Annotated in this window: 30 protein-coding genes and 2 pseudogenes; 13 read left to right on the forward strand and 19 right to left on the reverse strand. The window is 44.1% G+C overall.

The genetic code is table 11. The features are described 5' to 3' along the window. Positions 1–60: 60 nt before the first annotated feature. Together glnA and K6984_RS00570 are read right to left on the reverse strand one after the other, a co-directional pair. Positions 61–1470: a glutamate--ammonia ligase gene (gene glnA, locus K6984_RS00565; protein ID WP_221893698.1), complete on the reverse strand. Its 1410-nt coding sequence runs from the start codon at positions 1468–1470 to the stop codon at positions 61–63. A gap of 299 nt (positions 1471–1769) precedes the next feature. After that, positions 1770–2051 (reverse strand): hypothetical protein, encoded by a 282-nt coding sequence (locus tag K6984_RS00570; RefSeq protein WP_221893699.1) that lies wholly within the window; start codon positions 2049–2051, stop codon positions 1770–1772. Between K6984_RS00570 and K6984_RS00575 the strand changes: the two genes are divergently transcribed. From K6984_RS00575 to K6984_RS00590, 4 genes are read left to right on the forward strand one after another with little or no spacing between them, the layout of a single operon-like run. After that, on the forward strand, positions 2008–2145 hold the full coding sequence (locus K6984_RS00575; protein WP_221893700.1) for a hypothetical protein: 138 nt from the start codon (positions 2008–2010) through the stop codon (positions 2143–2145). The two genes, K6984_RS00570 and K6984_RS00575, sit on opposite strands and share 44 nt — an antisense overlap. A 55-nt stretch (positions 2146–2200) precedes the next feature. Beyond that, entirely contained in the window at positions 2201–2521 is a 321-nt protein-coding gene (locus K6984_RS00580; RefSeq protein WP_221893701.1) for an OmpA family protein, read from the forward strand. After that, positions 2505–2681, forward strand: coding sequence for an OmpA family protein (locus K6984_RS00585; RefSeq protein WP_221893702.1), 177 nt, complete (start codon positions 2505–2507; stop codon positions 2679–2681). The genes K6984_RS00580 and K6984_RS00585 overlap by 17 nt, the downstream gene beginning before the upstream one ends. A 33-nt stretch (positions 2682–2714) precedes the next feature. After that, the gene (locus K6984_RS00590; protein WP_230987789.1) at positions 2715–4013 is read left to right on the forward strand and encodes an alginate export family protein; all 1299 of its coding nucleotides are present in this window, start codon (positions 2715–2717) and stop codon (positions 4011–4013) included. 77 nt (positions 4014–4090) lie between these two features. Here K6984_RS00590 and K6984_RS00595 read toward each other — a convergent pair whose 3' ends face one another. The 10 genes and pseudogenes from K6984_RS00595 to K6984_RS00630 all read right to left on the reverse strand — a co-directional run bounded on the left by K6984_RS00595 (position 4091) and on the right by K6984_RS00630 (position 9973). Then, positions 4091–4240, reverse strand: coding sequence for a hypothetical protein (locus K6984_RS00595; protein WP_221893703.1), 150 nt, complete (start codon positions 4238–4240; stop codon positions 4091–4093). Positions 4241–4267: 27 nt separating this feature from the next. Then, on the reverse strand, positions 4268–4396 hold the full coding sequence (locus K6984_RS32055) for a hypothetical protein (protein WP_263458596.1): 129 nt from the start codon (positions 4394–4396) through the stop codon (positions 4268–4270). A gap of 203 nt (positions 4397–4599) precedes the next feature. Then, positions 4600–5784 carry a pyridoxal phosphate-dependent aminotransferase gene (locus tag K6984_RS00600; RefSeq protein WP_221893704.1) on the reverse strand — a complete coding sequence of 395 codons (1185 nt, stop codon included), beginning with the start codon at positions 5782–5784 and terminating at the stop codon, positions 4600–4602. 102 nt (positions 5785–5886) lie between these two features. Then, positions 5887–6172 (reverse strand): annotated as a pseudogene (locus tag K6984_RS30335) (peptide-methionine (S)-S-oxide reductase); the annotation flags it as partial. Then, on the reverse strand, positions 6168–6293 hold the full coding sequence (locus K6984_RS32060) for a hypothetical protein (RefSeq protein WP_263458612.1): 126 nt from the start codon (positions 6291–6293) through the stop codon (positions 6168–6170). The gene K6984_RS32060 and the pseudogene K6984_RS30335, both read right to left, overlap by 5 nt. A gap of 74 nt (positions 6294–6367) precedes the next feature. Beyond that, positions 6368–6803 (reverse strand): annotated as a pseudogene (gene msrA, locus K6984_RS30340) (peptide-methionine (S)-S-oxide reductase MsrA); the annotation flags it as partial. Positions 6804–6813: 10 nt separating this feature from the next. Continuing rightward, positions 6814–7692 carry a DMT family transporter gene (locus tag K6984_RS00615; RefSeq protein ID WP_221893705.1) on the reverse strand — a complete coding sequence of 293 codons (879 nt, stop codon included), beginning with the start codon at positions 7690–7692 and terminating at the stop codon, positions 6814–6816. Position 7693: 1 nt separating this feature from the next. After that, positions 7694–8413, reverse strand: coding sequence for an AEC family transporter (locus K6984_RS00620; protein ID WP_221893706.1), 720 nt, complete (start codon positions 8411–8413; stop codon positions 7694–7696). Between the two features lie 48 nt (positions 8414–8461). Beyond that, positions 8462–8626, reverse strand: a complete 165-nt coding sequence (locus K6984_RS00625) for a hypothetical protein (protein WP_221893707.1) — start codon at positions 8624–8626, stop codon at positions 8462–8464. 45 nt (positions 8627–8671) lie between these two features. Then, the gene (locus K6984_RS00630) at positions 8672–9973 is read right to left on the reverse strand and encodes a TRZ/ATZ family hydrolase (RefSeq protein WP_221893708.1); all 1302 of its coding nucleotides are present in this window, start codon (positions 9971–9973) and stop codon (positions 8672–8674) included. An 85-nt stretch (positions 9974–10058) separates the two neighbouring features. On the opposite strand from K6984_RS00630, the gene mtnA reads away from it, so the two are divergent. From mtnA to K6984_RS00645, 3 genes are all read left to right on the forward strand, one after another. Continuing rightward, positions 10059–11111, forward strand: coding sequence for an S-methyl-5-thioribose-1-phosphate isomerase (mtnA, locus tag K6984_RS00635; protein ID WP_221894104.1), 1053 nt, complete (start codon positions 10059–10061; stop codon positions 11109–11111). After that, positions 11095–11820 carry a sulfate transporter CysZ gene (gene cysZ / locus K6984_RS00640; protein WP_230987790.1) on the forward strand — a complete coding sequence of 242 codons (726 nt, stop codon included), beginning with the start codon at positions 11095–11097 and terminating at the stop codon, positions 11818–11820. Before mtnA ends, cysZ begins: the two co-directional genes overlap by 17 nt. Before the next feature lie 247 nt (positions 11821–12067). Then, the gene (locus K6984_RS00645) at positions 12068–12304 is read left to right on the forward strand and encodes a hypothetical protein (RefSeq protein ID WP_221893709.1); all 237 of its coding nucleotides are present in this window, start codon (positions 12068–12070) and stop codon (positions 12302–12304) included. Positions 12305–12340: 36 nt separating this feature from the next. Here the strand turns inward: K6984_RS00645 and rnt are convergent, their stop codons facing one another. Then, positions 12341–12973, reverse strand: a complete 633-nt coding sequence (gene rnt, locus K6984_RS00650; RefSeq protein WP_221893710.1) for a ribonuclease T — start codon at positions 12971–12973, stop codon at positions 12341–12343. 87 nt (positions 12974–13060) lie between these two features. Between rnt and K6984_RS00655 the strand changes: the two genes are divergently transcribed. Then, positions 13061–13846 (forward strand): MlaA family lipoprotein, encoded by a 786-nt coding sequence (locus K6984_RS00655; protein WP_221893711.1) that lies wholly within the window; start codon positions 13061–13063, stop codon positions 13844–13846. 5 nt (positions 13847–13851) lie between these two features. Here K6984_RS00655 and K6984_RS00660 read toward each other — a convergent pair whose 3' ends face one another. Both K6984_RS00660 and K6984_RS00665 read right to left on the reverse strand, forming a co-directional pair. Next, positions 13852–14922 carry a transposase gene (locus tag K6984_RS00660; protein WP_221893712.1) on the reverse strand — a complete coding sequence of 357 codons (1071 nt, stop codon included), beginning with the start codon at positions 14920–14922 and terminating at the stop codon, positions 13852–13854. A gap of 4 nt (positions 14923–14926) precedes the next feature. Next, on the reverse strand, positions 14927–15142 hold the full coding sequence (locus K6984_RS00665; protein ID WP_221893713.1) for a hypothetical protein: 216 nt from the start codon (positions 15140–15142) through the stop codon (positions 14927–14929). Positions 15143–15154: 12 nt separating this feature from the next. Here K6984_RS00665 and K6984_RS00670 point away from each other — a divergent pair, with 12 nt between their 5' ends. Further along, positions 15155–15487, forward strand: coding sequence for a hypothetical protein (locus tag K6984_RS00670; RefSeq protein ID WP_221893714.1), 333 nt, complete (start codon positions 15155–15157; stop codon positions 15485–15487). Here K6984_RS00670 and K6984_RS00675 read toward each other — a convergent pair. Next, a complete protein-coding gene (locus K6984_RS00675) occupies positions 15415–15690 on the reverse strand; it encodes a hypothetical protein (RefSeq protein ID WP_221893715.1) in 276 nt (91 codons plus the stop codon). The genes K6984_RS00670 and K6984_RS00675 overlap by 73 nt on opposite strands. A gap of 427 nt (positions 15691–16117) precedes the next feature. Further along, positions 16118–17164 carry a dihydroorotase gene (gene pyrC, locus K6984_RS00680; protein ID WP_221893716.1) on the reverse strand — a complete coding sequence of 349 codons (1047 nt, stop codon included), beginning with the start codon at positions 17162–17164 and terminating at the stop codon, positions 16118–16120. A gap of 160 nt (positions 17165–17324) precedes the next feature. Between pyrC and K6984_RS00685 the strand changes: the two genes are divergently transcribed. Together K6984_RS00685 and aspS are read left to right on the forward strand one after the other, a co-directional pair. Further along, a complete protein-coding gene (locus K6984_RS00685; RefSeq protein WP_221893717.1) occupies positions 17325–17573 on the forward strand; it encodes an FmdB family zinc ribbon protein in 249 nt (82 codons plus the stop codon). Positions 17574–17646: 73 nt separating this feature from the next. Beyond that, entirely contained in the window at positions 17647–19431 is a 1785-nt protein-coding gene (gene aspS, locus K6984_RS00690) for an aspartate--tRNA ligase (RefSeq protein WP_221893718.1), read from the forward strand. Here aspS and K6984_RS00695 read toward each other — a convergent pair whose 3' ends face one another. Then, entirely contained in the window at positions 19432–19596 is a 165-nt protein-coding gene (locus K6984_RS00695) for a hypothetical protein (RefSeq protein ID WP_221893719.1), read from the reverse strand. Between the two features lie 12 nt (positions 19597–19608). Here K6984_RS00695 and K6984_RS00700 point away from each other — a divergent pair, with 12 nt between their 5' ends. Together K6984_RS00700 and nadA are read left to right on the forward strand one after the other, a co-directional pair. After that, positions 19609–19782 (forward strand): hypothetical protein, encoded by a 174-nt coding sequence (locus K6984_RS00700; RefSeq protein WP_221893720.1) that lies wholly within the window; start codon positions 19609–19611, stop codon positions 19780–19782. A 9-nt stretch (positions 19783–19791) separates the two neighbouring features. After that, the gene (gene nadA, locus K6984_RS00705; RefSeq protein ID WP_221893721.1) at positions 19792–20886 is read left to right on the forward strand and encodes a quinolinate synthase NadA; all 1095 of its coding nucleotides are present in this window, start codon (positions 19792–19794) and stop codon (positions 20884–20886) included. Between the two features lie 142 nt (positions 20887–21028). Here the strand turns inward: nadA and K6984_RS00710 are convergent, their stop codons facing one another. Then, positions 21029–21745 (reverse strand): hypothetical protein, encoded by a 717-nt coding sequence (locus K6984_RS00710; RefSeq protein ID WP_230987791.1) that lies wholly within the window; start codon positions 21743–21745, stop codon positions 21029–21031. Positions 21746–21794 lie beyond the last annotated feature (49 nt).

Here is a 21794-nt window from a genome sequence, read left to right on the forward strand (position 1 = left end):
GACAAGCAAAAGTCCTGTGCAATATGGGTGGATTATTTATTGCGCGTTACCTAAGCTTTTTTACAAGCTATAGTACATATCGAACTCAACAGGGTGAGTGCTCATACGTAGGCGAGTCACTTCTTCCATTTTTAAATCAATATAACCATCAATCACATCATCAGTAAAGACACCACCGCGTGTTAAGAATTCACGATCTTCATCCAATGCCTTTAATGCTTCATCAAAAGAGAATGCCACTTGTGGAATCAATTTTTCTTCTTCTGGTGGCAAGTCGTATAGATCTTTATCCATTGCATCGCCAGGGTGGATTTTGTTTTGAATGCCGTCTAGGCCAGCCATTAACATTGCAGCGAAGCAAAGATAAGGGTTAGCTGTAGAATCACCAAAACGTAGCTCGATACGACGACCTTTAGGGTTGTTTACAAATGGGATGCGGATAGAGGCTGAACGATTACGCGCAGAATAAGCAAGCATTACAGGTGCTTCAAAACCTGGGACTAAACGCTTGTAACTGTTAGTTGACGCATTAGCAAAAGCGTTTAGTGCTTTAGCGTGTTTAATGATGCCGCCAATGTAAAATAAAGCCGTTTCAGATAAACCACCGTATAAGTCGCCAGAGAATAAATTGTTACCATCTTTAAACAAAGACTGGTGAACATGCATGCCGTTACCATTATCACCAACTAAGGGCTTAGGCATAAATGTAGCAGTCTTGCCATAGGCATGGGCAATATTGGCTACCACATATTTCAGTTCTAGTACTTCATCCGCTTTAGTAACTAGTGTATTAAATTTAGAGCCGATTTCACACTGTCCAGCTGTGGCAACTTCGTGGTGATGAACTTCAGTGGTCTGACCCATTTCTTCTAGTACCAGACACATGGCAGAACGCATGTCCTGTAAAGAATCAACTGGAGGTACCGGAAAGTAACCGCCTTTTACGCCAGGACGGTGACCGATGTTTCCATCTTCGTAGGCCTTTTCTGAGTTCCAGCCTGCTTCTTCTGAATCAATTTTGTAGCCGCAGCTACCCATATCGCTATTCCAGCGTACATCGTCAAATACGAAAAATTCATTTTCAGGACCAAAAAATGCAGCGTCAGCGATGCCTGTTGATTGCATATAAGCTTCAGCGCGTCTGGCAATTGAGCGTGGGTCACGTTCGTAACCTTGCATGTCGCTTGGTTCAATGATGTCGCAACGGATGATTAAAGTGTTGTCATCAAAGAAAGGATCAATTTTTGCTGTTGCAGGGTCAGGCATTAAAATCATGTCAGATTCATTAATACCTTTCCAGCCTGCAACTGAAGAGCCATCAAACATATTACCTTCTTCAAAGGTATCTTCATCGATGCTGTGCGCAGGGAAGGTAACATGTTGCTCTTTACCGCGAGTATCACAAAAACGAAAGTCAACAAACTTGACATCGTTTTCCTGGATCATTTTTAGAACGTTTTCTACTGACATTTTAGGGCTCTCCTAAAGAGTTGTTTTGAGTAAGCTATTAATACGTTGTATGTAGCATCGAAAAAAGCATTATACAATATAATTAAGACAAGTTAGCTTTTTCTTGTATCTTGGCGGCATCTTGTTGGCTAGCAAAAGATTGTTTATAAGATTATGATTTGTATGTGTATATTATTCCGGCATAGACGGGCGATTGCGGACAGGAAAATAAGTAAAGCTGCGGCTTTATAGTAAAACAGAAAATTTTACTATAAACGGCGATCAGAGCATGCGCAGAGATAAGGAGTTTGCTATCATTGTCATTCCATCTCTACGGTGTATATAAATATGAAACGATTAATAATTGCATTTATTCTGGGCTGTTTACTGACGCTGAAAATCATGGAAACGGAGCTTAGCGAAGTGGTGATTTTTAGTCCCTGATAGGCGACAGGGCAATTCGCTGATTCGACGTGTGCTAGCAGCACGCGAGAGGAGCAAGAATTGCATTCTGAATAGCCGTCCAGCCAGTGAGGTAGTAATGACGAAGCGGCTTTTGTGCGTAGTCGTTGCGGACGCAGGGCGTTCAGGGCATCTCCCATCCGCTGCGTAGGTGAACGAATTATGGCGACAGGAGTCCCGGAATTTCGTGAGGTAGCATGGCGCGCCTGCTGCATGTCAGACATTTTCACGTGATGATGATCCAGGCCCAAAGTCGTCTTTAGCACCAGGTGAAGTTGCTTTTGGCCCCTTGGCAGCAATAGACAGGAAGCAATATTTAATAGAGCAGCATGCATTGCTCCGCAGTAAATTACTGGATAAAGGTGTTGAGTCAAAAATAGAGGGTGAAACGTTGATTGTAAACATTCCAGGAAATATTGCGTTTGGTATTAATTCGGCGCGGATGAACTGGAATGTCCATAATATCCTGGATAAAATTACGCCTATTTTACAAGAATATAAATACACTTCGATACTGGTGCTAGGGCATTCAGATTCTCAAGGCGACCAAGAGCTTAATCAGCTACTTTCCGAGCAAAGAGCCAGAGTAATACGTGAGTACTTTAATTAATAGTGGTGTTGATAGTCAGCGCTTAACATCCAGAGGCCTAGGCGGTGATGACCCGCTAGTTGTTGATGAACTGACTAGCCTGGAGCGTGCCCTGAATAGACGGATTACCCTGGAAATTAAAATTGACGATAGCTTAGTGGGGAAAGGTTCGAGTGACTAGTAAAACTAGAGTAACAGTATTTTTTCTTATGACATGATGGGGCGTTTTTTTATTGTCGACTCAGAAGTTTATAAAAACTTCCATGATATAAAGTTGAATATCTTAAAAACTGCTAGTCTTGGCGCAATCGCTTTATTGATGCCAATGGCTGCTCAGGCTACGAATACCAATGAAACGCTAGAAAATGCTCTGATGTTTGGTCGGCAGGGCGAGTACGGTCAGCTTAAATTTGACCTGCGCTATCGCTATGAAAATGTCCATATTACCGATGATCTACCGATAAAAACAGCAAATGCCAACACCTTGCGTTTGCAATTCGGTTATCTCACGCCTGAGTTCTATGGTATACAGGTTTATGCTGAATATGAAGGTAATCTGGCGATGCAGGAAGAATACAATAGCCTGCGTAATGGCCAGACTAACCATGAAGTAGTCGCTGATCCGCAAGAGCAGGAGCTCAATCAGTTTTGGCTAAGTTATAAAGGCAACCCTGATACCTTAATAAAAGGGGGACGGCAAAGAATTGCGCTAGATAATCAGCGCTTTATTGGTAATACCGGTTGGCGACAAATGGAGCGAACCTTTGATTCGGTGCTGATTCAGAATCAGTCGATAGAAAATCTCACCTTAAATCTTATCTATATAGGTCAGGTAAGAACAGTTATCTCTACTGATAGGCCTATTACTATGCCATTACTGAATTTTAGCTATAAATTTGGTCGTTTTAGTACCCTGACCGGATATGGCTATTGGCTGGCTGATTATGCTGATGGGGCTAATTCGACGCAAACTTATGGGGTGCGCATACACGGCGCGCCCAGGTTAAAACATGATATTCAGTTATCCTATGATGTGGGGTACAGCAATCAGTCTGATTACAAGAATAACCCGGGTAATTATGCTTTAGATAGATACAATATCATGCTTGGGGCAAGCTATTATGGTGTGACCATCAAGTCAGGAATGGAGCAGTTAGATGGTAATGGTCGCTACGCCTTTCAGACACCTCTCGGTACGAACCATATTTTTCAAGGTTGGGCAGATAAGTTTCTGGTAACGCCAGAAACCGGTGTTCGAGATATTCAGGGCACTATCGATAAAAGTTTCTATGGGGTTAAATTAATGTTTGCCTATCATCACTTTACTGATTCAAACGGGCATGGCGAGTATGGTAATGAATATGATTTTCTGGTGAGTAAGAGCTTTGGAAAGCATTATCATTTATTGGCAAAGTATGCGTTTTATGATGCTGATGATAGTGCTACTGCGGTGAATGCGGGTGTAGAAAAAAATACGCAGAAAATCTGGGTGCAGGGCAGTGTGAATTTCTAAAATAATGTAAGCCGGGTTAGATTCTTAACTGAAGTTTCCCAATAATTATTTATGGTAAAATTGAAACTATGCTACAACTATATGAAAAAAAACAGTCTTTTCATTCGCTGAAAATCCTGGAAACGGAGCTTTAGCGAAGTGAAGATTTTTAGTCCGCGATAGCCGTAGGGCCGTTGTTTTGTCGGAGTCTGAGCGTTAGCGAAGGTGGAGACAAAATAAAAGGCCATCCGACACGGCGTCAAGTCATTTGGAGCCTATGTTCCGACCCCTTGTTGGGTCGGGACGAGGTGACGAGGACGAATCGGGGCCGCCGGAGGCATAAGTGGTCGCGTTAAGTTTTTGCTGCTTGCTTGGGCTGGGATGCCCAAAACAAGCTTTCGCAAAAATAGCGACTCCCCAACGTTTCAAATGCTATTGCCTAAGGGGAATTAAGTAGGGGTTTGCTATAAACATGGCAAAACCACCTAAAATAAACCTCGATACACCAGCATTGTGTATTTCAGCTACTCAATAATTGGGAAACTTCAGATTCTTAATTGCACCGCAATAAAAAACGTAACCCGGCAACAGCTTGTGCAGTTCTATCTTAAGCAATAGCTTGCTTAATCCTTTGCAAAGCAGTCTGTAAATTCTCCATACTGGTGGCAATGGAAATTCTGATATGTCCCGGGCAACCAAACGCAGAGCCAGGCACTAAAGCCACGCCAGCCTTTTCGATAAAATACTCGGCCATATCCAGGTCATTATTAACCCCCTCTAGTCGAGAGTATACTGCTTCAACATTAGGGAAAACATAAAAAGTCCCATCGGATTTGATACACTCAAATCCAGGCATTTTATTGAGTTCATCCACCACGTAGTCGTGACGCTTCTTGAATTCTACCAACATAGTCTCAATACAGCTTTGATCGCCCTTCAAAGCCTCTTCGGCAGCTACCTGTGAAATAGAGGTAGGGTTGGATGTGCTTTGTGACTGCACTTTGCGCATACCTGCAATAATCGCTTCAGGGCCTGCAGCATAACCAATACGCCAACCAGTCATCGAATAGGCTTTAGACGCGCCATTCAGTACCATAGTACGATCATAGAGTTCAGGGCAGGCATTGAGGATATTTACAAAGCTGTCTTTTTTCCAGAGGATATGCTCGTACATATCATCGGTTGCCACGATCACATTCGGAAAATCCAGTAAAACATCCGCGAGTGCTTTGAGCTCGTCTAAAGAATAGGCAACGCCAGTCGGATTGGACGGACTATTAATGACAAATAAGCGAGTTTTGTCGGTCATGGCGGCGCGTAATTGCGCGGGGTTTATCTTGAAGTTTTGTGCCTGGGTGGTTTTGATAATCACCGGAATGGCATCTGCAAGCAATGCAATATCAGGATAGGAAACCCAGTAAGGCGCGGGGATAATTACTTCGTCACCCTTGTTTAATAGGGCCTGGGCAAGATTATAGAAGCTCTGCTTACCGCCGGAAGAAACCAGAATTTGCTTTAGCGTATAGTCAAAGCCATTATCTTTTTTAAATTTATCGATAACCGCCTGTTTTAGGCTAGGAGTACCATCCACCGCAGTATATTTGGTAAAGCCATTATTAATCGCGGTGATAGCAGCAGCTTTAATATGCTCTGGAGTATCAAAGTCAGGCTCGCCAGCACCCAGGCCAATAATATCTTTACCCGCAGCGCGCATTTCCGCTGCTCGTGCGGTAATTGCCAGGGTGGGTGATGGTTTAACTGCGCTAAGTCGGTCAGAAAGTTTGATACTCATTAAGCTCCCTCGAATCATGTGATGATTAAGTAAGGTGCGAATTATACCCTATCAATAATCGTTGCTAAAATCATAATCTTGCATTTAAGGAATTTTCCAGGCTTATCTAAATGAGACACCTACACCACCCAGCCCACAATAACCGGCTGGATTTTTGGCCAGATATTGCTGATGCTCATTTTCTGCATAATAAAAAACCGGGGTAGATATGATTTCGGTACTGATTAAGCCAAGCCCCGCTGCTGTGAGCCGCTGCTGATAATGCTGTTTTGATTGTAGCGCTGCATCAAGCTGCCGCTTAAAATCAGGGAAACGGAGCCTAAGCGGAGTGATGATTTTTAGTCCCTGGTAGGCGACAGGGCAATTCGCTGATCCGAAGTGCGCTAGTAGCGCTCGAGGGAGGCAAGAATTGCATTCCGAATAGCCGTCCAGCCATTTGAGGTAGTCTTAACGGAGCAGGGTTTTGTGCGTAGTTGAGACGGACGCAGGGCGACCAGGGCATCTCCCATTCGCTGCGTAGGCGAATGAATGTTGGTGACAGAAGTCCCAGAATGTTGTGAGGTAGCATGGCGCGCCTGTCGGCACTGGTTGCGTAGATGGCCGAACGATACTGGGTGCCGATATCATTACCCTGGCGCATGCCTTGAGTAGGGTCATGTGCTTGCCAGAAAAGTGCGAGTAAATTCTGATAGCTGATTTTTACCGGATCAAACATTACTTTAACTACTTCGGTATGTCCGGTTAAGCCAGTACAGAGCTCTTTATATGTTGGGTTAGGCGTGAACCCACCGGCATAACCAACCCGCTGTACTGAAGATGCCTTGCTGTTGCCAGAAAAGTCGCTCTGCTCCCCAGAAACAACCCAGAGCAAAAATAGTATGCTGAATATTTTCAGGCAGGGGAGGAGCAATAGGCTTGGCTGTTACAAAATGTTTTTTCGGTATACAGATTGCAGTGTCACGGCCGGGTAATGCCTCTTCAGCCGTAGGGAGTGATAGTTTTTTTTGTGAAAATAACATAATGAATTATTTAACCTCTAAGCCGTTTCATTTGACCAGCAAAGCTCTGCATAACCAGAGCACATAAGATCAGCCCGGTACCAGTTACAATCTCCAGCGTTAGAGCTTCTTTATTTAAATAATGACCTAATAACAGCGCTAAAACGGGTGATACCAGGGTGATTAGAGCAACACTGGTAGCTGGAAGGTGAGTCAGAATATAGTAATACAGCGCAAAGCCGATCGGTGTGGCGATCAGGCCTAAATATAAAATAGAGAGGGCAGCATTAACGGGTAGGGTGGCAGGAAGCGTGCCGTCAATAAACCACCAGCTAGCGATATAAAAGGGAAGGGCAAATAACATCCCGCCAGTGACCTGGGTAATCGCGGGTAATTGTGCATGAATAAGCTTGACCCAGACAGCACTGAAAGACTGTAGAAAAGTGGAGAGTAATACGCCAAGTACGCCCAGGGCAGTGGTGTAGCTTATATGCAAGGCGGAATGAAACATGATGGCGAGTCCGGTCAGCCCTAAGGTATATGCCAGTAATTTATCCCAGGATAAGCTGCGCTCCCCTAGCCATAGAGCAGAGAGGACAGCGGTAATAAAAGGTGTCAGACCAAAGATCACGGAAATCCAGCCCGAAGGAATAAACTGGGCTGACCAGTAAACGGCCATCATTGCGCCATATATCTGCACCGCGATGGCAAAATAAGTTTGTTTGGCCTTACTATGCCAGACCAGGCGCTGGCGCATAAGTAATAGCATAAAGATCAGACAGACCATGCCTATGCACATGCGTGCAGTGACCCCGAAAATAAAGCTGGAGCCATCAGCGCTCCATTTAATGGCGAGAGGAGTAGTCGCCCAAAGCAATACTATAAAAATAAATGACAGCGCAATTCGCATATTATAAATAGCCTGTATTTTGTAGCAGCATTAATCCCAGGGTGATGACCAGGATACTACTACCGGTCGAGAGTGCGATGATTTCAGCGGCTATAGTGCCGTGGTCAGTCAGTTTTTTAGCCATAATATAACTGGAAACTGCGGTAGGCGATGATAGCACCAGATAAATAAGGCCTAATTCCTGCCCCTGAAATCCCAGGTAAATCGCCAGGCCAGTTCCCAGTAATGGCATCATTAATAATTTGCATAATGTCGCCCAGATCACATCTTTAGAGTGGCCCTGAAAGTTTTCCCAGTATAGGCTGCCACCAATGCATATCAGTGCAAGTGGTAGTGTCATTTGCGCCAGATATTGACCTGACTGGCTGATAAATGTTGGTAGAGGGACTTGTAATGCTGAAAATACTAGGCCTAAAAAAACGGCAATAATAATGGGATTGGTGAGGATGGATTGATACGGTATATGTCCTTTAGGCTTTAAAATTAAAATCGATAAAGGGTTATCTATCATAGCAATAAGAGCCATATACAGACTGGCTACCGCCAGAATTTCTGTCCCGTAAGCGTTGAATACCAGGGCAATGCCGATAATACCCAGATTTCCCCTGAAAGCACCCTGGATAAACACGCCGCGTTTATTAGGCTCAACTAAAATCAGACTGATAGGTATTTTGGCTTTTACAAACCGTATCAGCCGAACTGATTCCTTGCTGAAATGCATTCAATGCTAAAGCAAACATTTCCACACTGACCGATGTTGCCACTTCGTTCAGATCTCTCTGGAAAATTGACTGTTGACCATTGTAAAACTGACAATGCTTTTATCTTCATGCATAAGATAATCCGCTAATTGAGTGTTGCTACAACTACCGCTAGTAGCAAAAGCTATATTGGGCAGTAGCCATAATAAGCAAATGAGAGCATTTTTAAGCATAAACGTTTCCTGCTGTGTGAAAAACAGATGAAGCCGGTGGTTTTATCAAAGTGGTGATGATAACTTCTGCTGCCAAAGTGCAATTTCACTTTGTAAGTCCTGCAGGTTTAATGTGGTTAACTGATTGTTTTTTAAGAGCCGTTTTCCCGCAACCCAGACATCACTGACCTGATCCCGAGACGCAGAATAAACTATTTGCGTTGTGGCATTGTAGAGTGGCTGGGTTTCAATTTCAGCCAGGCTTAGGGCGCAAATATCAGCAGCCTTACCGATGGTCAACGAGCCAGTAATACCATCTATTCCCAATGCTTTTGCACCATTTAAGGTTGCCATGCGCAATGCAGTGGCAGCTGATACTGCGCTGGCATCATCGGCAACCCCCTTGGCTAATAATGCGGCAGTACGCATTTCACTAAGCATATCCAGATCATTATTAGACGCTGCGCCATCGGTACCTAATGCTACATTAATTCCTGCTTCCAGGCATTTTTGTACCGGACAAAAGCCACTGGCAAGTTTTAGATTGGATTCAGGGCAGTGCACGATATGCGCACCTGCTTGTGCAAATTTATTGATTTCACCCGTAGTTAACTGGGTCATATGCACGGCAATAAATGCTGGGTTAATCAGGCCTAGAGTATGCAAGCGTTTTAAGGGGCGTTCGCCTTGACTGACTTCAAATTTAGTCTCATGCACATGCATATGAATCGGTAGATTTAATTCATCTGCAAGGGTACTGATCTGGCGCAAAGGTTCATCGGAAACTGTATAGGGTGCATGAGGCGCAAATGGGGTGCGCAGTAAAGGCTCATGACGCAGTTCGTCATGCAAAGCCAGGCCCTTTTGCATATATTGTTCAGGGCCGTCTGCCCAGGCAGTAGGGAAGTCGATCATGATCAGCCCGATATTCGCACGTATCCCATGCTGGATAGCCTGGTGAGCTGTAACCTCAGGAAAAAAATACATATCGTTAAAGCAGGTGGTTCCCCCGCGCAGCATTTCAGCAATCGCCAGGTCAGTACCAGTGCGAACAAAGGTATCATTTACCCATTTTTGTTCTAAAGGCCAGATATGCTTTTCTAGCCAGTCCATCAGCGGTAAATCATCGGCAATTCCTCTGAATAAGGTCATGGCGATATGCGTATGGGCATTGATAAAGCCTGGAATAAGGGCATGTGAATCCAGATTTTCAAGCTGAGCAGCTTGGTATTTTTCCTGTGCCTGTTGTTGTGGCAATATATCCAGTATATTGCCTTCATGAATGACGAGTGCCTGATGTTCCAGGATTACTTCATGCGGTTCTACAGGTATAATCCAGCGAGCGTTAATAAGCGTGTCAACTTGCATAGTAGAATATATAATTGCTTAGCATTTAGTTCCCGTATAGCGTAGGGAACCCGAACAAGATAATGACTAATGAGTATACGTGTTAATGAGTAGTTCCCCAAATAAACTCAATGTACATGCCCTGGTATGGCAGGAGACGCAGTTATCAGTATTGGATCAGCGGCAATTACCCGAGCAGGTGCATTACGATACTTTTAGCACAGCCCCAGAGGTTGCTGAGGCTATAAAGAGCATGCGAGTCCGTGGTGCGCCGGCAATCGGCATCGCTGCCGCTTATGCTGTTGCTTTATCGGTACAGCAGCATTACGCACTAGATAATACACAATGGCGGCAACAGGTAAATGCTGATATAGCGATATTGGCTGCAGCTAGACCCACGGCAGTGAATTTGTTCTGGGCGCTATCTGTTATGCAGGATGTATTGGCTTGCCAATCAGGCTCGCCCGTGGCGGCAATGATTTCTAAGGCAGTGGAAATTCACCAGCAAGATATCGCTGCCAATCAGCAAATGGGTGAAATAGGCGCGGATATCCTGGCCGATGCCCAGAGCTTATTAACGCATTGTAATGCGGGTGCCTTGGCGACTGGCGGATACGGCACTGCACTAGGTGTTATACGTAGTGCAGTGCAACGTCAGGCACGCACAGTGTTTGCCGGGGAAACGCGCCCATGGTTACAAGGGACACGTTTAACCGTGTGGGAACTGGCAGAGGATAATATTCCGGTAACCCTCATTGCCGATTCTGCTGCAGCGGTGCTGATGCACAGCGGTAAAATTGACTGGATTATCGTGGGTGCAGACCGCATTGCCGCAAATGGCGATGTCGCTAATAAAATTGGTACCTATTCGCTCGCGGTTTTAGCTAAATATCATAGCGTAAAGATGATGGTGGTCGCGCCGGTTTCAACAATAGATTTTACGATGGATAATGGCAGCCAGATTGAAATAGAGCAACGCGCAGCAAGTGAGTTCCTGCCCGACTGTTATATGCATAAGGATAGTCTGATTGGTGCGTGGAACCCTGTGTTTGATGTGACTCCGGCAGAGTTAATTAGTGTTATTGTTACCGAACGGGGTGCAGTTTTTAATCCTTTTGAGCAAGGCGTTAAAGAGTTACAAAATGAAAATAGAATTTAATAAAAAATCCGGGGCAAACCCATTACTTGCCGTACAGAGTTTAGCGCAAGGTGCGTCTTTGTTATGGCATAAGCAATTAAGAAAATATGTGTTAATCCCGATCGCAGTAAATTTAGTTTTGTTTTCCAGTCTGTTGTATCTGGGCTATCTGTATGTGGGTGATCTAATCGCACGGTTTATACCCGGCTGGCTGGAGTGGCTAGACTGGCTGATTTATCCGCTGTTTTTTACAAGCTTCTTTGCTGCTGGTTTTTTTACCTTTACATTAATAGCTAATTTAATTGCATCGCCTTTTTATGGTGGTCTGGCTGCAAAGACGCAGCATATCCTGAATGATCAAACCGGGGAGATTCAAGAGCAGCCTATACTGCTGGTGCTAGGCTCGGAGTTAAGACGGCTGGTGTATTTATTAAGCCGCGCTATTCCCCTCGTGGTTATTTCGATTATTCCAGGTGTGAATCTAATTGCGCCGGTTTTATGGGGACTCTTTGGGGCATGGGGGATCAGTATGGAATATTTTGCCTATACGCTGGAAAATGAAGGAGCACTATTTGCCGAGCAAAGACAGGCACTTAAAACAGTACGCATTGGCGCCTTGAGTTTTGGTGGTATGCTGTTATTCGCGCTGATGATTCCTGTATTGAATATTTTTATTCCACCGATAGCCGTGATTAGTGCAACTATTTATCGGAATAAAATAGCTGTTTAAAGCTAGTGCAGCACAAGTTAGTTATGCATGACTTTTAGCTATCTTTTATTCATGAACGCTGTTAGCGGGAATCTCTCTGGTTAAACACGGGGTCTCGCTAAAACACTTCGGCAATGACTTTTTTTACATACCGATACATAGCGCAAGTAATTCACTACAATAAAGAAGAGGTGGCTGTAAACAGGCAAACGCATATTAATTTTTCTGCTATTATTCAAGGATAATAATAAAAATCAGGGTGATTTATATGCCAGATTGTTCATTTTGTGGCACGACAGAAAAAAAAGAATACCCACTCTGCCATTCATGTGGTGCGATACGCTATCCTGTGGAAAAAAGCTCTAACATCGCTGTCAGTCGGCAACAGAAATTAAAGCTGTCTGCTTCAGTTGCGGCAGCAATCGTTACACCGGGAGCTTTTGTTGTTCTTGCACTGGTGGGTGCTAAACATTTCAATGCAAAATTAAAAAATCAGAAATTTTAAAGCAGCCAGCTTTGCTGATTTCTATATGACCAGGTATTAGTCTGGGTTTCCTTCTAGTGCTTCCAGTTGTTTCCAGCGGTTCACGATATTGCAGAAAATTTCAGCCGTTTGCTTTGCATCATACAGCGCGGAGTGCGCCTGCTCATTATCCCACTCCATTCCTGCTGCCTTGCCAATTTTAGCCAGCACTGTCTGTTTATACATTAAGCCGCCCAGGGTCGCAGTATCAAAGGTACTAAAGGGGTGAAACGGGCTGCGCTTTATTCTCGTGCGGCTAATGGCAGCGTTGAGAAAGTTAATATCAAAATTGGGGTTGTGTCCGACTAAAATGGCTCGAGTGCACTTGTTGCGTTTTACGGCATGCTTAATGGGCATAAATAATTTATGTAATGCTTCTTTTTCAGCAACAGCCATACGAAACGGGTGGTATGGGTCTATGCCGGTAAATTTTAGAGCAGATTGATCTAAAATTGAATTTTCAAATGGAATAATATGCGCAGCATGACTTTCGGTAATTTGCAGTTGCTCACCTTCATCATATTCAACAATTACCGCAGCGATTTCTAGCAATGGATTTTTTTTTGCATCAAACCCTGCTGTTTCTATATCAACAATCACAGGAAGGTATCCCCTAAATCGTTCGTTTAATGGATGTTCAACTGGTTCCATGGTGCTAAATATTAAATGACTGGGGAAAAATATGCTATGTTACGCGAAGTTTTTGTGTGTATAAACTTTTAGCTAGTATTTTAAGTAATGATAAATAAAATAAATAAATATCGTTTGCTGCTTGGTGGAGTCATCTTGGCAGTGTTGCAGGGCTGTACCACGGTTCCTCACCCAGTTACGGAAGATCCATGGGAAGGAATGAATCGAGATATATTATCATTCAATGACCAAGTTGATAAATTTGTTTTAAAGCCAGTAGCCAAGGGATATCAATGGATAACCCCTGAATTTGCAGATATAGGCATCAGTAACTTCTTTTCTAATTTAAAAGATATTGGGGTCAGTGTTAATGATTTTTTACAGGCAAAACCTAAACGGGGCATTATGGATACCACTCGATTCCTGGTGAATAGCACCGCTGGAATTGCCGGATTTATCGATGTCGCAACCATGATCGACTTACCTAAACATCAAGAGGACTTTGCGCAAACCTTGGCGGTATGGGGTGTGCCTAGAGGACCTTATTTTGTTATCCCGCTGTTGGGCCCTAGTTCGGTAAGAGGCGTGGGTGGTTATGTCGGAGATTCAGCTTTGCACCCGTTAACCTATACTTTCTTTTTTGGCAGTTCAGCAGTATCCTGGGGGCTATCAGTCGGTTTGAGTACGGTAGAAATTGTTGATGCTCGAGCAGACTTTTTAGGTGCTGAAGCAGTAGCTTCAGAGGCAGCAATAGATCGATATGTATTTTTCCGTTCTGCCTATATGCAGCGCAGAGATTATTTAATTAGTGATGGCGCAGTACAACCCCTCGACTTTGAAGGTATGAATGGTGAGGATCTGGGTGAGGACCTATATGAAGAAGGGCTGGAATAAGATCATCAGTGTTCCCCTATCAATTGAGGCCGTAAAACTAACCTCGCCACAAGAGAGCTCATAAAGCACTGTAAAGACATTCCTGTTATTATTGCGTTTTGAACTGCCCGAATGGTATACGAGCTGATACGAGATATTCTTGCCTGGAAAAATAATGGATTCACAAAACGATCTCGTTTTTGAGCCTGTTGCTGCCTTATCTCCAGAGCCTCGCTATATTTTTTATCCGATGGATGAATCAATTCTGGCTGTTGTGTTTTTGAACTCTCTTCAAACACGCGCATTAAATTATAGCTCATTGCAGTCAGGCGCATTTGATTTTCAAGTGAGCGGGTATTGGAAGACCAAGCTTTAGTTTCCTTGAAATTACTTTTAGTGTTATTGAATGTCTTTTCAATCGTCCATCGCTTGAAATACAGCATGGCAATGGTTCCAGGGTTAATAGTCATTGGCAAGGTTGTCACGAACCGGTGAAGTTTTCCGGTTTCTGGATCACGGTAATCCACCACGTTAAATTTGATGCCCTTGTTTTCGTACACACTGTATGCTTCAACCCCTGTATTGATCTCATGGCGGGAGTCAAAAGGGATAGACTCAACCAGAGTCGCAATTGAATTTTCTTTTAGCATTGAAATCATGTAATTAGCATGTCGTTTCTGCCGATCCCACCAGACAAAGTCGGTGACGGCTTTATCGTAGACATAGAGATGTTTCTGAGAGCTGTTATTTCCCTTGTTTTGCTTTTCAATATGACCTCGTAACACAGGTATTTCTTGATGTCTCTGAGTTCCGTTTGTCACCAGACAAAGAAATCTGAGCAACCCACTTCTGAGATTCAACGCGTAAATCCCCCCGGCCGCATAAACTTTCCCCTTGCTGTTTTTTTCAGTATGGCAGGCATGATCAATAAAATGTCCATCCGCTGCTTCTATGGTGTATTCGTCAAGTTCCGGGAATGCTTTAAGATAATCAATGCCTTGCGATAGCAGTGTTTCAGCGTGAAGATGATAGCTCTGCTGTTCAAATGCCTCAAGCATACTTGTTCGTCTATGCGACTTCAGTGATTTAAAATACATTGAGTCAGGCGCGCCATGCTACCTCACGAAATTCCGGGACTCCTGTCGCCATAATTCGTTCACCTACGCAGCGGATGGGAGATGCCCTCGCTGTCAGCCCCGGACGGGCTGATAGTCTCCAGAAGGCGCAGGGAAATTTGCCAATCCGAAGTGCGCGATAGCGCGCGAGGGAGGCTAAAATTTTATCCCGAATAGCCGTAGAGCCATTTGTGGTAGCCATGACTGAGCTGCTTTGTGCTCAGTCTGTGGCGGACGCAGGGCGGCTGGAGCATCTCCTATTCGCTGCGTAGGTGAACGAATTACGGCGACAGGAGTCCCGGAATTTCGTGAGGTAGCATGGCGCGCCTGGAACGCCCTGCGTCCGCAACGACTACGCACAAAAGCCGCTTCGTCATTACTACCTCACTGGCTGGACGGCTATTCGGAATGCAATTCTTGCTCCTCTCGCGTGCTGCTAGCACACGTCGAATCAGCGAATTGCCCTGTCGCCTATCAGGGACTAAAAATCACCACTTCGCTAAGCTCCGTTTCCATGATTTTCAGCGGGGGAAGCAGCTGGCCATAAATCTGTTCATTGGTTTGGAGGAAATGGCGACCACTATCGACTACACTGATACAGCGTAATAACCCAAGGCGAATAAAGTCGATATCCTTCAACTCTGGGCATGAACGAGCCCACAAAGGATGACGCTCTGCTAACAGGGCACGTTCCATACTTTCATTGCAGTGTTGGTGAATATGTTCAGAGAGTGGTAGGTCTTTAAGCATGGGTGATATCCGTTTATGAGGTGATTAAAACGGAAATTTTTAGAAAAATTTTTTCGGCAATTGCAAGCTTTATTTGAAATTATTTGTTGTTTTTTTACGGTGCCTACAGAGTGTTTATTTTCTGTTATAAGTGATTAAAATCAAAAAGATGGAAATATTCGAGTGTTGCTACCTTCAGGTAGGTCATAGGCTGCTTTGTTTAGGTACTTCTTCTTTCAATGGGAACACTGATGAATAAGATAGAGAATATGGGCGACATATTAGACGCTGGTTTTATGCCAGGTACTGGTTCTTACCATGAAGGACTTGAAGGCATTACGATATAACTTCATAGCGACGTTTAACAAAAACATATACCTATACCTAATTATATCTGTAACAATCTGTTCTTTATGCTCTTCATGGTGAAAATGGGATATGTGCTGGGCTATGCCACTGATTCTTTTAGTTTCCAGTGCAATGTTTCGCCCGCTTTAAGCGGTGTTAATCGGGTCTTATCTGAGACAGGATAATTATCAGGTACTTGCCAGTCAGTTTTTTCCAGGGTGATGTGCTGTGTATTTCGCGGTAACTGGTAAAAATCTGCGCCATAAAAACTGGCGAAGCCTTCCAGTTTATCCAATGCACTAGCCGCATCAAATGCTTCGGCATAGAGTTCAATGGCTGCATAAGCAGAATAACAACCAGCACAGCCACAGCTATTTTCTTTTAAATGACTTAAATGCGGCGCACTGTCAGTACCTAAAAAGAACTTGGGGTTGCCGCTAGTTGCAGCCTTTACCAAGGCTTCTCGATGTGTTTCCCGTTTAAGTATCGGCAGGCAATAATAATGTGGTTTGATGCCCCCGACCAGGATTGCATTGCGATTATATAGCAGGTGCTGGGGGGTAATGGTTGCAGCAATATTATCTGGTGCTTGTTGCACAAATTGCACTGCCTCCCGGGTAGTTACATGTTCAAGCACAATGCGCAGGGTCGGGAAGTGCAGGTGAATAACGCTTAGTTTCTGTTCAATAAAAACCCGCTCCCGATCAAAGATGTCAATGTCGGCATCGGTCACTTCTCCATGCACCAGTAGTGGTACATTGTGTTCTTCCATTGCCGCAAATATAGGGAAAACAGCTTTTAGATCAGTTATTCCCTGAGCGGAATTAGTGGTTGCACCAGCGGGATAGAGCTTAAAAGCATGTATAGCCGATGAATCTGCTGCTAGTCGGACATCTTCTACCGTTGTGCTATTAGTCAGGTAAAGGACCATCAGCGGATTGAAGTTATACTGGCTTGAGGCGGCATGCAGAATTTCTTGTTGATAGATGAGAGCCTGAGCAACATTAGTCACTGGGGGCTGTAAATTGGGCATAATTATTGCGCGCGCAAATTGCCGGACAGTATGATTGATTACTGTTTTCAGCATGTCTCCAGTGCGTACATGTAAGTGCCAGTCATCGGGTTGGGTCAGAGTTATTTGTTGCATTGATAGCCGCCTTAAAGTCTGTGTTTGGTCTAATGTGTTCGCTGTTTCTTGCTTGTACTGCTGCTTATTATTAAAATACACGGTTAATTTTGATTTGCTTATTGAAAAAAAGCAAATCAGTCTCCATATTTCTAGTTATTTTCCTCTTTCGGAGTAGCAAATGCCAATTTATGAATATGAGTGCCAGTCCTGTGGAAATGAGCATGAAGCCTTGCAGAAAATGAGCGCAGAGCCACTGGTAACGTGTCCTAGCTGTAATGATCCTGAACTAAAGAAAAAAATATCAGCAGCGGGCTTCCGCTTAAAAGGCAGCGGCTGGTATGAAACTGACTTTAAAAGTGGCAATAAGAAAAATGTTGCTGGAGAAAAAAAAGCACCTGCTGCTGCCAAGCCCGCTAAAGCCGGGTAAAATAAGAATAATAACGGTCGGTACGAGTGTCTCGAACCGATAATGTCTATAAATATTTACAGAGAAATAATATATGCGTACCCATAAGTGCGGAGAATTAAAAAAAGATAACTTAGGTGAATCAGTTGCGCTGTGCGGCTGGGTACATAAAAGACGTGATCATGGTGGTGTTATTTTTATCGACTTAAGAGATCGTGAAGGTCTGGTGCAAGTAGTTTTTAATCCGGAAACAACGGACACCTTTGCGATTGCTGAAAGTGTGCGCAGCGAATATGTATTGCGTGTAGAGGGTATAGTCAGAGATCGTCTGGAAGGAACGGTTAATCCTAATATGGCAACTGGCGAAATCGAGGTCTTGGTCAGCCATATTGAAGTATTAAATGAGTCAGAAACACCACCTTTCCCGATTGAAAGCGAGATTGAAGTTAACGAAGAAATGCGCTTGCGTTATCGTTATATCGACCTGCGTAAAACATCAATGCTGGAAAAGATGAAAGTGCGGCGCGATGTTACGCGTAATTTACGTAATTTTCTGGATGCGCAGGACTTCTTTGAAATGGAAACGCCTATTTTAACTAAGGCAACGCCAGAAGGCGCGCGTGATTATATCGTACCCAGCCGTACCCACCAACATGCGTTTTTTGCCCTACCGCAATCCCCACAATTATATAAACAGATATTGATGATGGCGGGTATGGACCGCTATTATCAAGTAGTGCGTTGTTTTCGTGACGAGGATTTACGTGCGGATCGACAGCCTGAATTTACTCAGTTGGATATAGAAACTTCGTTTATGGATGAAGATGCGATTATGGCTATTATGGAAGATATGATGCGTAATTTATTCAAAGAAGTAATTGATGTCGATTTAGGCAATCCTTTTCCGCGCATGACGCATGAAGAGGCCATGTCAGGTTATGGCTCTGATAAACCAGATTTACGGATTCCATTAGAGCTAGTGGATATTGCCGAAGAAATGCAAGACGTCGAGTTTAAGGTTTTCTCTGGCCCCGCTAATGATCCAAAAGGGCGCGTGGTTGCTTTACGTATTCCAGAGGGTGCAAAACTAAGTCGAAAAGAAATAGACGCTTATACCAAGTTCGTCAGTATTTATGGCGCGCGAGGTCTGGCTTATATTAAAGTCAATGATCGCAATGGTGGGCTTGAAGGTCTACAGTCTCCGATTGTTAAGTTTGCACCGGCTGAAGTCTGGGAAGCGGTACTAGAAAAAACGGGCGCGCAAACAGGCGACCTGATTTTCTTTGGTGCAGATAAAGCCAATATTGTAAATGAAGCAATAGGTGCATTACGCGTAAAGGTTGGTACCGATTTAGGGCTTTTAGAAGGTGACTGGAAGCCGCTTTGGGTGGTTGATTTTCCAATGTTTGAATGGGATGAAAAAGGCAAGCGCTGGAATGCCATCCACCACCCTTTTACCGCGCCTAGCTGCTCGGAAGAGGAGTTAAAATCTGACCCAGGCGCGGCATTATCGCGTGCCTATGATCTAGTGCTGAATGGTACTGAAGTGGGTGGTGGTTCGATTCGTATTAATAAAACCGCAATGCAGTCTACTGTTTTAGATATTTTAGGCATAGGCGAGCAAGAAGCGAATGATAAATTCGGTTTTTTATTGGAGGCTTTAAAATATGGTTGTCCTCCACATGGGGGCATGGCTTATGGGCTTGATCGTCTGGTTATGTTAATGACCGGTTCGAGTTCAATCCGCGAAGTGATTGCTTTCCCTAAAACCCAATCGGCCGCATGTCCATTAGTGGATGCACCGGCGATGATTAATGCCGAGCAATTAAAGGAACTGCATATTAAATTGCATAAGCCGATTGTTAAAGACGACGCTTAGTCAATTGTAGGGCGTGGCTTTAGCCCGCTCTTTCGCTGTCAGCCCCGGACGGGCTGATAGTCTCCAGAAGGCGCAGGGAAATTTGCCAATCCGAAGTGCGCGATAGCGCGCGAGGGAGGCTAAAATTTTATCCCGAATAGCCGTAGAGCCATTTGTGGTAGCCATGACTGAGCTGCTTTGTGCTCAGTCTGTGGCGGACGCAGGGCGGCTGGAGCATCTCCTATTCGCTGCGTAGGTGAACGAATTACGGCGACAGGAGTCCCGGAATTTCGTGAGGTAGCATGGCGCGCCTGTATCAAAGCAGGTAGATGTTTGCGGGCTGAAGCCACGCCCTACAAAAAGAGTTTTTGAGAATTTATTATGACTGCATTAGCCATTCAAGATTACGCATTACTTTCTGATGAGGAATGTGCAATAAAAATCCAGCAAGCGAAAGCCACTTTAGGCAAACGTTGTATTGTTTTAGGCCATCATTATCAGCGTGATGAAGTCTTTCAGCACGCTGATATTTCTGGTGATTCGTTAAAACTTTCCCGGGAAGCAGCCGAATCCGATGCGGAATATATCGTTTTTTGCGGCGTGCATTTTATGGCAGAAGTGGCAGATATTCTGTCTCGGCCCGAGCAAATAGCTATATTGCCCGATTTAGCCGCTGGCTGTTCGATGGCCGATATGGCAAATAAAGTTAATGTGCAACGCTGCTGGGATGAATTAGCCAAAGTTATTGATGTAGAAAATACGGTTACACCGGTTACCTATATTAATTCTGCTGCTGATTTAAAAGCCTTTTGTGGTGAGCATGAAGGTATTGTCTGTACTTCATCTAATGCTAGAAAAATTCTTGAATGGAGCTTTGCCAAGCGAGAAAAAATTCTTTTTTTCCCGGATCAGCATCTAGGCCGTAATACTGCATTTAATATGGGTATTCCTTTAGATGAAATGGTGGTCTGGGATTTTTCTAAGCCTATGGGAGGTTTAACTGCTGAGGAAATTCGGCAGGCGAAAATGATTCTCTGGGGTGGTTACTGTTCAGTGCATCAGGTTTTTAAGCCTGAGCAGATTGATGCGTTTTTAGAGCGCTACCCTGAAACTAATGTAGTTGCCCATCCTGAAGCCTGTTTTGAAGTATGTCAAAAGGCTGATTATATTGGCTCTACCGAAGTTATTTTAAAAATCGTGCGTGAAGCCGAACCGAATACTCGCTGGCTGGTGGCAACTGAGTTGAATTTAGTCAACCGCTTGCATGATGAATGTAAGGCAGAGGGTAAAAATGTACACTTTATGTCACCGGCACTCAGCATGTGTTCAACCATGTTCCGCACCGATCCACAGCATCTGGCATGGATTCTGGAAAACCTGGTTGCCGGGCATGTCGTTAATCGCATTCAAGTGGCCGAGCAAGAAGCACAATATGCCAAGGTTGCACTGGATAATATGCTCTCCATAAAACTATAATTTAATTACCTACTGAAGTTTCCCAATTATTGAGTAGCTGAAATACACAATGCTGGTGTGTCGAGGTTTATTTTAGGTGGTTTTGCCATGTTTATACTCGATGTTCAAGTTTTTCCATCCCATTGCCATCAAACTCTTACCTTCACCCAGCAGAACAATACTTTAATGATGGTGTTGGCTCTAAGCGCCCTAAATCTCTGCCAATCATATGTTTTCCTGATGGCATCAGTTGAAACACATCCTTTATTAATTCACCTAACTCTTTCAGCTTATCACCAGGATCTGGAAACTCTAGCAATGACGTGATGAACTCAAGCAGTACATCCATTTGAGACTTGCGCTGTAAGCTTCCTACGGTATACGCAGGTAGTTTGCTTTCAATGCGGGCTATTTGCTCTGGGTGAAGGAGAAGGCAATGGTCAAACAAAAGACTCAGAATCAGGCCACGGTTTGATCCCTCTTCATCTAATTGTTTGGCCTCACGCCCCCATCCTTCATAAAGCTTCCAGTCCTCAAAGGAAACCTCAATCAGCCATCTCAACGTATAGGCTTGAATAATATCTTGTGTGCGCCAAGTCAGGTCTGTCGCCACTAAATAGCGATAGTCGTTTTCACCGTCATATTTTAAGGCAATGACAAAGCGTTTTTTACTGTGAGAACTCACCTTTAATCGTGCACTGCTGGCAGTCACTTTAATCTCTTTGCCGCCACGTACACGTATTATCTGATCAATGCCTTTGTTAATCGAATTAAAGTAGCTCTCGACTGACCTTATTCTACCTCTATATTCAATATTTTGGTTTTCACGTAATTGGCTAATCACCTGCGAGCCTCCAGATTCTTTAGCGGCTTCGTCCATAAAGGCTTTTTCACCATACAGCGCTTCAAGCCAGTACGCCTTTAATTTT

Source organism: Bathymodiolus japonicus methanotrophic gill symbiont (assembly GCF_019721995.1).
Lineage (GTDB): Bacteria > Pseudomonadota > Gammaproteobacteria > Methylococcales > Methylomonadaceae > Methyloprofundus.

Coding starts and splice junctions, on each gene's coding strand:
- K6984_RS00675 (WP_221893715.1), bottom strand. CDS start 15,690: ATGCTTAAAGACCTACCACTCTCTGAACATATTCACCAACACTGCAAT.
- K6984_RS00595 (WP_221893703.1), bottom strand. CDS start 4,240: ATGGCCTTTTATTTTGTCTCCACCTTCGCTAACGCTCAGACTCCGACA.
- K6984_RS00620 (WP_221893706.1), bottom strand. CDS start 8,413: ATGCATTTCAGCAAGGAATCAGTTCGGCTGATACGGTTTGTAAAAGCC.
- K6984_RS00625 (WP_221893707.1), bottom strand. CDS start 8,626: ATGCTTAAAAATGCTCTCATTTGCTTATTATGGCTACTGCCCAATATA.
- mtnA (WP_221894104.1), top strand. CDS start 10,059: ATGAGTAGTTCCCCAAATAAACTCAATGTACATGCCCTGGTATGGCAG.
- K6984_RS00655 (WP_221893711.1), top strand. CDS start 13,061: ATGATAAATAAAATAAATAAATATCGTTTGCTGCTTGGTGGAGTCATC.
- K6984_RS00590 (WP_230987789.1), top strand. CDS start 2,715: ATGATGGGGCGTTTTTTTATTGTCGACTCAGAAGTTTATAAAAACTTC.
- K6984_RS00645 (WP_221893709.1), top strand. CDS start 12,068: ATGCCAGATTGTTCATTTTGTGGCACGACAGAAAAAAAAGAATACCCA.
- K6984_RS00615 (WP_221893705.1), bottom strand. CDS start 7,692: ATGCGAATTGCGCTGTCATTTATTTTTATAGTATTGCTTTGGGCGACT.
- K6984_RS32060 (WP_263458612.1), bottom strand. CDS start 6,293: ATGGGAGATGCCCTGGTCGCCCTGCGTCCGTCTCAACTACGCACAAAA.
- cysZ (WP_230987790.1), top strand. CDS start 11,095: ATGAAAATAGAATTTAATAAAAAATCCGGGGCAAACCCATTACTTGCC.
- pyrC (WP_221893716.1), bottom strand. CDS start 17,164: ATGCAACAAATAACTCTGACCCAACCCGATGACTGGCACTTACATGTA.
- K6984_RS00695 (WP_221893719.1), bottom strand. CDS start 19,596: ATGGCTACCACAAATGGCTCTACGGCTATTCGGGATAAAATTTTAGCC.
- K6984_RS00685 (WP_221893717.1), top strand. CDS start 17,325: ATGCCAATTTATGAATATGAGTGCCAGTCCTGTGGAAATGAGCATGAA.
- nadA (WP_221893721.1), top strand. CDS start 19,792: ATGACTGCATTAGCCATTCAAGATTACGCATTACTTTCTGATGAGGAA.
- K6984_RS00630 (WP_221893708.1), bottom strand. CDS start 9,973: ATGCAAGTTGACACGCTTATTAACGCTCGCTGGATTATACCTGTAGAA.
- K6984_RS00710 (WP_230987791.1), bottom strand. CDS start 21,745: ATGGACGAAGCCGCTAAAGAATCTGGAGGCTCGCAGGTGATTAGCCAA.
- K6984_RS00660 (WP_221893712.1), bottom strand. CDS start 14,922: ATGTATTTTAAATCACTGAAGTCGCATAGACGAACAAGTATGCTTGAG.
- glnA (WP_221893698.1), bottom strand. CDS start 1,470: ATGTCAGTAGAAAACGTTCTAAAAATGATCCAGGAAAACGATGTCAAG.
- K6984_RS00570 (WP_221893699.1), bottom strand. CDS start 2,051: ATGGGAGATGCCCTGAACGCCCTGCGTCCGCAACGACTACGCACAAAA.
- K6984_RS00665 (WP_221893713.1), bottom strand. CDS start 15,142: ATGGCTACCACAAATGGCTCTACGGCTATTCGGGATAAAATTTTAGCC.
- aspS (WP_221893718.1), top strand. CDS start 17,647: ATGCGTACCCATAAGTGCGGAGAATTAAAAAAAGATAACTTAGGTGAA.
- K6984_RS00600 (WP_221893704.1), bottom strand. CDS start 5,784: ATGAGTATCAAACTTTCTGACCGACTTAGCGCAGTTAAACCATCACCC.
- rnt (WP_221893710.1), bottom strand. CDS start 12,973: ATGGAACCAGTTGAACATCCATTAAACGAACGATTTAGGGGATACCTT.